The following is a 6,466-nucleotide window of genomic DNA, read 5'->3' on the forward strand; positions in this document are numbered from 1 at the left end:
TGATCACTCAGTAGGTAAGATCATTGCTGAAGCAATGGAGCGTGTTGGTAAAGAAGGCGTTATCACTGTTGAAGAAGCTAAGTCTCTTGCAACTGAACTTGACGTTGTTGAAGGTATGCAGTTTGACCGCGGTTATCTGTCTCCTTACTTCGTAACAAACGCAGAGAAAATGGTTGCTGATCTTGAAGCGCCATACATTCTTCTTCACGAAGCAAAACTGACAAACCTTCAGCCAATGCTTCCACTTCTTGAAGCTGCTGTTCAGTCCGGTCGTCCGCTACTGATCATCGCTGAAGATGTTGAAGGCGAAGCGCTTGCAACTCTTGTTGTGAACAAACTTCGTGGTGGTCTTAAAATCGCAGCTGTTAAAGCTCCTGGTTTTGGCGATCGTCGTAAAGCTATGCTTGAAGACATCGCGATCCTGACTGGTGGTACAGTTGTTTCTGAAGATCTTGGCATCAAGCTTGAGAACGTTACTCTTGATATGCTTGGTACTGCGAAACGCGTTAACATCTCTAAAGAAGAGACTGTTGTTGTTGACGGTGCTGGTGAACGCGAACAGATCGAAGGCCGTTGCGCTCAGATCCGCGCACAAGCTGAAGAAACTTCTTCTGACTACGATCGTGAAAAACTACAAGAGCGTCTTGCTAAACTTGCAGGCGGTGTAGCTGTTCTTCGCGTTGGTGGTTCTACAGAAATCGAAGTTAAAGAGCGTAAAGATCGTGTTGAAGATGCTATGAACGCAACACGTGCTGCTGTTGAAGAAGGCATCGTATCCGGTGGTGGTACTGCACTTCTTTCTGCTGTTGCTGCTCTTAAAGATCTTACTGGTGACAACAACGATCAAGACGTTGGTATTAACGTTGTTCGTCGTGCACTGGAAGCTCCGATCCGTCAGATCGCTGAAAACGCTGGTTACGAAGGTTCCATCGTTGTTGGTAAAATCACTGAGAAAAACGAAGCTGGCTTTGGTTTCGATGCTCAGACTGGCGAATACAAAGATCTATTTGCTGCTGGTATCATTGATCCAGTTAAAGTTGTTCGTACAGCCCTTCAGGATGCAGGTTCTGTATCCGGTCTGATGATCACAACAGAAGCTATGGTCGCTGATCAGCCTGAAGACAAGTCTGCTGCTCCTGCAATGCCTGACATGGGCGGCATGGGTGGTATGGGCGGTATGGGTGGCATGGGCTTCTAAGCCAGCCAAACTAACCGTTTAGCTATCAAGAAAGGGAGCCTTTGGGCTCCCTTTTTTTATGGTATATGTGACCGCTACTAATAGAGGCTGATCAGGGACATAGAATTATTTAATGTGGCTCCCGGTGCCATCACCTCTTAATTCCCACTTCCGGGCGCGATTTATAGTCATCTTTTCATTTACTTCTTTGCTCAAATCTAATCCGTATTGATCAAGTAAGCGGTGTAGTAAAATAACAATGTCTGCAGTTTCTTTTCCTATTTCGATGGTATTATTTTTCGCCATAGCTTCAGATAATTCGGTTGTTTCTTGCAATGCTCTTTTAAGCAGGTCATTTGGGTTATTCACGGGGCCAAAAGTTTTTTCGGCCCACTCACAGATAGTCGTTTGTGTTTCCATAAAAGGTTTCACCTTTTTAAAAGAGGGATAAGCGACTTCAAGGATAAGAGAAAGAAATCCCCATCGGTCTATTTTCATAAAAGGGATAACAGGGTAGAATTAGCGCTTAATATAAAGAATTAATTGGACAAAATATATGAGTGACCTCAGAAATTTTATCAACGCATTGCCAAAAGCTGAATTACACCTTCATCTTGAAGGTTCTTTGGAGCCAGAAATGATGATGCATTTGGCGACCAGAAATAACATTGAACTGCCCTATCAGTCCGTTGATGAAATCAAAGACGCTTATAATTTTTCAAACTTACAGGATTTTCTAGATATCTATTATCAGGGGATGAATGTTCTTCAGACGGAACAGGATTTCTACGATCTGACTTTTGCTTACCTTAAGAAAGTCGCCGATGAGGGCGTGGTTCACGTGGAAGTTTTTTATGACCCTCAAGGGCATACAAGCAGGGGGGTTGCATTCTCTACTGTTACGAATGGTATCCTACACGCTCTGGATGATGGGTTGGAAAAGTTGGGCGTAAGCTCAGAACTTATCATGTCATTCCTGCGCCACTTGAGTGAAGAAGAGGCATTTGCAACACTTGAAGAGGCAAAACCATGGTTTGATGGGCGTATTGTTGCTGTCGGACTGGATTCAAGCGAGATGGGACATCCTCCGTCAAAATTTGAGCGGGTTTTTGAGGCAGCTCGTGATTTGGACCTCAAACTTGTGGCGCATGCGGGGGAAGAGGGACCCGCAGAATATGTGCGGGAGGCTATCGAACTTTTAAAGATTGATCGGTTGGATCACGGTAACAGAACAATTGAAGATGCTGACTTAACTCAAAAATTGGCACAATCCGGTATCGCCTTTACGGTTTGTCCGCTTTCAAATCTTAAGCTCTGCGGCGTGATGGATATGAAAGAACATCCGCTTAGAAAAATGATGGATGCAGGTCTAAAGGTAACCGTGAATTCTGATGACCCGGCTTATTTTGGCGGTTACATGACAGCAAATTTTCTTTCAGTTGCCGAAGCTTTGGCATTAAACAAAGATGATATTGCCCTGTTGTGTCGTAATTCTATTGAAGGATCTTTCCTTACGGACAAAGAAAAACAACAGCATTTGGATCGTATAGATAATATTGCCTCAAGTCATAAATGATATGCTCTTTCTTGATCTAAAAACTAATCTGTTGGCTGTGTAATGTTTTCTAAGTTAGATAAGATTACAGAGATTTTGAGCGACGTTTCTGAACGGGCAATTGTTCCAAGATTTCGAAATCTTTCTGAAGGTGACGTCTCATATAAAAAAGGCGGCGAAACGGTTACAATTGCAGATACTGAAGCCGAAGTTCTGCTTGAAAAACGTTTGATTGATTTATTTACCGGCAGCCAGGTTGTTGGCGAAGAAAAAGCCGCGAGCACACCGAATATACTCGAAAAAATAGATGAGCGTGAACTGACATGGGTAATTGACCCGATTGACGGCACAAATAATTTTGCGCGAGGTCGGGATATTTTTAAAACCATGTTGGCTTTGCTTTATCAGGGAGAAACAGTTGCTGGTTGGATATTAAGCCCCGTCGATAAAAGCATGCTTGAAGCCCGAAAGGGAGAAGGTGCTTTTTGGGATGGGCAGCGATTAGATATTACGAGGTCTATAAAGGCTTTAGATCAGAGTGTCGGGACGCTTCATGGATCAAAAGATCAGGACCCCGTTATTCGAAAATCATTAGATAAAAATAGATCTAGACTTAACACAGTTAATACCCTGCGCTGTGCAGGAGCTGATTATGAGCGTTTGGCAACGTCTAAAACCCAGTTTGCTTTTTTTACCCGGTTAATGCCCTGGGATCATTTACCAGGTGAGCTTATTCATCGAGAGGCGGGTGGATACGGAGCTTGTCTCGACCGTACTTGTTATAGTTTCAGAGCCTACAATAAGCAGGGGTTGTTATTGGCGCCAAATGAAGATCTTTGGGATGGAATACATCAAAGATTGTTCAACTCTTAAGCTAAGTGTACAAAATAATATTTTTCATACTTCGTTCTGAGACGAAACATATTAATGTCTAAAAATGGTAATACTCTTTTATCAAAATGATAAGAGGTTAAAATGATTACGTGTATTATTACCTACGAAATTGATCCCTATAAAAAGGACTTATTTAACACCTATGCTCAAAATTGGGGACAGGCCATTCCTGAGTGTGGGGCAGATCTTGTTGGTTATTTCTCTCCCCACGAAGGTTCAACAACTAGGGCCTATGGTATTTATAATATAGAGAGTATGGCAGCGTATGAGCTTTATCGACAAAGGTTGATGGCGCATCCTCTTGGGAAAGAAAATTATGAATTTGCCCAAAAGGAGAAATTTATTCTTAAAGAAGATCGTCTCTTTTTGAAGAATGCTTCCCTGCCTCATGCCGATTTTATTGCACCATGATTGCAGTGATTTTTGAAGTGATTCCAGCTGAAGGACAGAAAAATCACTATTTGTCGTTAGCTGCGGATCTGAAAGATAAGCTTGTGGATATTGATGGGTTTATTTCTATTGAGCGCTTTCAGTCGCTTGTAGATGATCAAAAAATTCTTTCCCTATCGTTCTGGCGTGATGAAGCTGCTGTTACGACATGGCGTAATTCCTCTGATCATCGCCAGACACAAACCAAGGGGCGAGAGGGTGTCTTTTCTGACTACAGGTTGCGAGTTGCTACTGTCGTTCGGGATTATGGTCTGTATGAGAGAGACGAGGCACCCGCTGATTCTAAAGCTCTGTTTTCTTGATAAAGCAGATATTCACATTGAAGCCGGGTTTTAATCCGGCTTTTCTTTGACATGACTGAATTTAATTGGAATTGTGTAGTTCCGTTCTAAACAAGATTCCAAAAAATGATTGCTGAAATCCTAGGGATTATCTCTCCCGTTTTAATTTGTATATCAATAGGCTTTATTTGGGCCAAAGCTGGCCGCAAGTTTGATACGCCTATGGTAACCTTTTTGGTGACCTATTTTAGTACGCCAGCATTGGTGTTTTATACATTAGCGACCGTTGATTTGTCGATGGATGCTCTTGTGGCGATTGGTGGTGCTGCAACTTTGGCTAATATTATTTTTGCCGTTGCAGGAAGTGCTTTCCTCGCAATACTGGGACTTTCCCAGCGTACTTATTTGCAATCTTTGACCTGGCCGAATGTTGGTAATATCGGGTTGCCTCTTTGTCTCCTCGCTTTTGGCGAAGAGGGGCTTGCATTAGCAATAGGGTTCTTTGCTGTTTATGTTGTTATACAGCTAACAATTGGTGTTGCTTTTGTTTCAGGTGAGTTTTCGGCAAAATCACTTATCGGAATGCCGATTATTCCAGCTACAATCATTGCGACGATAGTATTGGTTGCAGATCTTACAGTCCCTGAATGGATCTTGAATACGACAGAGCTCATTGGTGATTTAACCATACCATTGATGCTTATAACCTTGGGTGTTTCTTTGGCAAGCTTGAAAGTGGTTAATCTTGGGAGAAGTTTTGCCTTGGCAATTTTTCGACTAGGAGGTGGCTTTTTGGTTGGTTTAAGCATCGTTTGGTTATTAGGGCTTGAAGGAGTTGCTGCTGGTGTGGTTATTTTACAATGCGCATTGCCAGTTGCTGTTTTCTGCTATCTCTTTTCTCAGTTGTATGAAAGAGAACCAGAGGAGGTTGCGAGTTTGGTTGTTATTTCCACAACGTTGTCAATAATTACGCTGCCAGTTCTAATGTGGTTTGTTTTGCTTGTCTGATACATCAAAAAATAACGATGCTTTATTGCACGCTCTTAAATGTCCGATCAGTGATGGCGTTTTGAGATGGTGGGGTGATTATCGCTTATCGAAGGGGGGAATTCCTTCGATGGAGGATCTTGATGTGTTTAAATTTCCCCGATCACTCTCGCATTTGGCTGTATTCGCTTATGATTGCGAAAAAGATGATTATGTTTGCCGATTAGCAGGGGAAATGGTCAATGACTCACATCCGACCAATTTAAAAAACTCTTTGTTATCAGAAGTGTATGAAAAAAATCTCGCAAATAAAATAAGATCTGATTGGAATCATGTATTTGAGGCTAAAAATGCTTTATGTGTGACAGCACAATTAGATCATCCCGTTGAAAAGCTTTATTCTTGGAGGTTTATATTACCTCTATATAACACAACAGGACGCGGTAAAGTAATCCTTAGCTTGTCCGTATATGACTATGATGCAGCTTATTATCACAACAAATATTTGAAGAAAAAATATTGTAAGCATGAATTATCGGCAGATGATTTGGCTAAAAGAAGAGAGCTAAGATAAAAGATTAATGTTTCTATTGTTGTCATTTTGATTTGTTATTGGTTTTTTTACTATCCATCCATATTTTTTCCATATATTCCAATGATGTATCGTTAATATTTAAGTTGCGGTCTTTGATTGTTTTTTCAACATTACGAAATCGGTTTTCAAACTTCTGGTTTGTACGCCTAAGGGCTTGTTCCGGGTCTATTTTAAGATGTCGCGCTAAGTTAACAACGGAAAATAATACATCGCCAAGTTCGTCTTCGGCCCGATCATAATTAATTTTTTTCTCAGAAAGTATGACTTCTTTTAATTCATCAATTTCTTCATGAACTTTATCTATAACCGGGTTTATGTCTGGCCAATCAAAACCTACTTTTGCTGTCCGGTTTTGAAGCTTTATGGCGCGAGTGGCTGCTGGCAGGCCGACTGTGATACCATCTAACACGCTTTCCTCTTCTTTTCCTTGTTTTGCTTCACGCTCTTTTACCTTCAGCTCTTCCCACGCGAGTTTTTGTTCTTCAACATTATCGTGAGAGATATCGCCATAAACGTGCGGGTGTCGG

General features: G+C 41.6%; 9 protein-coding genes. 7 read left to right on the forward strand and 2 right to left on the reverse strand.

What is annotated here, in order from left to right; translation table 11 throughout:
* Positions 1 to 1,198: chaperonin GroEL (gene groL, locus Q0241_RS21065; RefSeq protein ID WP_299381050.1), on the forward strand; the 1,198-nt coding region annotated here is incomplete at its 5' end.
* 105 nt (positions 1,199 to 1,303) lie between these two features.
* On the opposite strand, the gene Q0241_RS21070 is transcribed toward groL, so the two are convergent.
* Positions 1,304 to 1,597 carry a dATP/dGTP pyrophosphohydrolase domain-containing protein gene (locus Q0241_RS21070; RefSeq protein WP_299381051.1) on the reverse strand — a complete coding sequence of 98 codons (294 nt, stop codon included), beginning with the start codon at positions 1,595 to 1,597 and terminating at the stop codon, positions 1,304 to 1,306.
* Between the two features lie 136 nt (positions 1,598 to 1,733).
* Here Q0241_RS21070 and Q0241_RS21075 point away from each other — a divergent pair, with 136 nt between their 5' ends.
* The 6 genes from Q0241_RS21075 (at position 1,734) to Q0241_RS21100 (ending at position 5,918) form a co-directional block, all read left to right on the forward strand.
* Entirely contained in the window at positions 1,734 to 2,753 is a 1,020-nt protein-coding gene (locus Q0241_RS21075) for an adenosine deaminase (RefSeq protein ID WP_299381052.1), read from the forward strand.
* 42 nt (positions 2,754 to 2,795) lie between these two features.
* Positions 2,796 to 3,605, forward strand: coding sequence for an inositol monophosphatase family protein (locus tag Q0241_RS21080; RefSeq protein ID WP_299381053.1), 810 nt, complete (start codon positions 2,796 to 2,798; stop codon positions 3,603 to 3,605).
* A 102-nt stretch (positions 3,606 to 3,707) separates the two neighbouring features.
* A complete protein-coding gene (locus Q0241_RS21085) occupies positions 3,708 to 4,037 on the forward strand; it encodes an NIPSNAP family protein (protein ID WP_299381054.1) in 330 nt (109 codons plus the stop codon).
* 17 nt (positions 4,038 to 4,054) lie between these two features.
* Positions 4,055 to 4,378 (forward strand): antibiotic biosynthesis monooxygenase, encoded by a 324-nt coding sequence (locus Q0241_RS21090; RefSeq protein ID WP_366941210.1) that lies wholly within the window; start codon positions 4,055 to 4,057, stop codon positions 4,376 to 4,378.
* Between the two features lie 105 nt (positions 4,379 to 4,483).
* Positions 4,484 to 5,365 (forward strand): AEC family transporter, encoded by an 882-nt coding sequence (locus Q0241_RS21095; RefSeq protein WP_299381056.1) that lies wholly within the window; start codon positions 4,484 to 4,486, stop codon positions 5,363 to 5,365.
* Positions 5,358 to 5,918: a PAS domain-containing protein gene (locus Q0241_RS21100; protein ID WP_299381057.1), complete on the forward strand. Its 561-nt coding sequence runs from the start codon at positions 5,358 to 5,360 to the stop codon at positions 5,916 to 5,918. Before Q0241_RS21095 ends, Q0241_RS21100 begins: the two co-directional genes overlap by 8 nt.
* Positions 5,919 to 5,940: 22 nt before the next feature.
* Here Q0241_RS21100 and Q0241_RS21105 read toward each other — a convergent pair.
* Positions 5,941 to 6,466, reverse strand: a 526-nt coding sequence (locus tag Q0241_RS21105) for a MazG family protein (RefSeq protein WP_299381058.1), incomplete at its 5' end; no start/stop codon positions are given.

This window comes from uncultured Kiloniella sp. (assembly GCF_937128705.1).
Taxonomy (GTDB): Bacteria; Pseudomonadota; Alphaproteobacteria; order Kiloniellales; family Kiloniellaceae; genus Kiloniella.

Excerpts from the sequence above, each read along its gene's own strand:
- Q0241_RS21080 (WP_299381053.1), top strand. The coding sequence starts at position 2,796 with ATGTTTTCTAAGTTAGATAAGATTACAGAGATTTTGAGCGACGTTTCT.
- Q0241_RS21075 (WP_299381052.1), top strand. The coding sequence starts at position 1,734 with ATGAGTGACCTCAGAAATTTTATCAACGCATTGCCAAAAGCTGAATTA.
- Q0241_RS21070 (WP_299381051.1), bottom strand. The coding sequence starts at position 1,597 with ATGGAAACACAAACGACTATCTGTGAGTGGGCCGAAAAAACTTTTGGC.
- Q0241_RS21085 (WP_299381054.1), top strand. The coding sequence starts at position 3,708 with ATGATTACGTGTATTATTACCTACGAAATTGATCCCTATAAAAAGGAC.
- Q0241_RS21095 (WP_299381056.1), top strand. The coding sequence starts at position 4,484 with ATGATTGCTGAAATCCTAGGGATTATCTCTCCCGTTTTAATTTGTATA.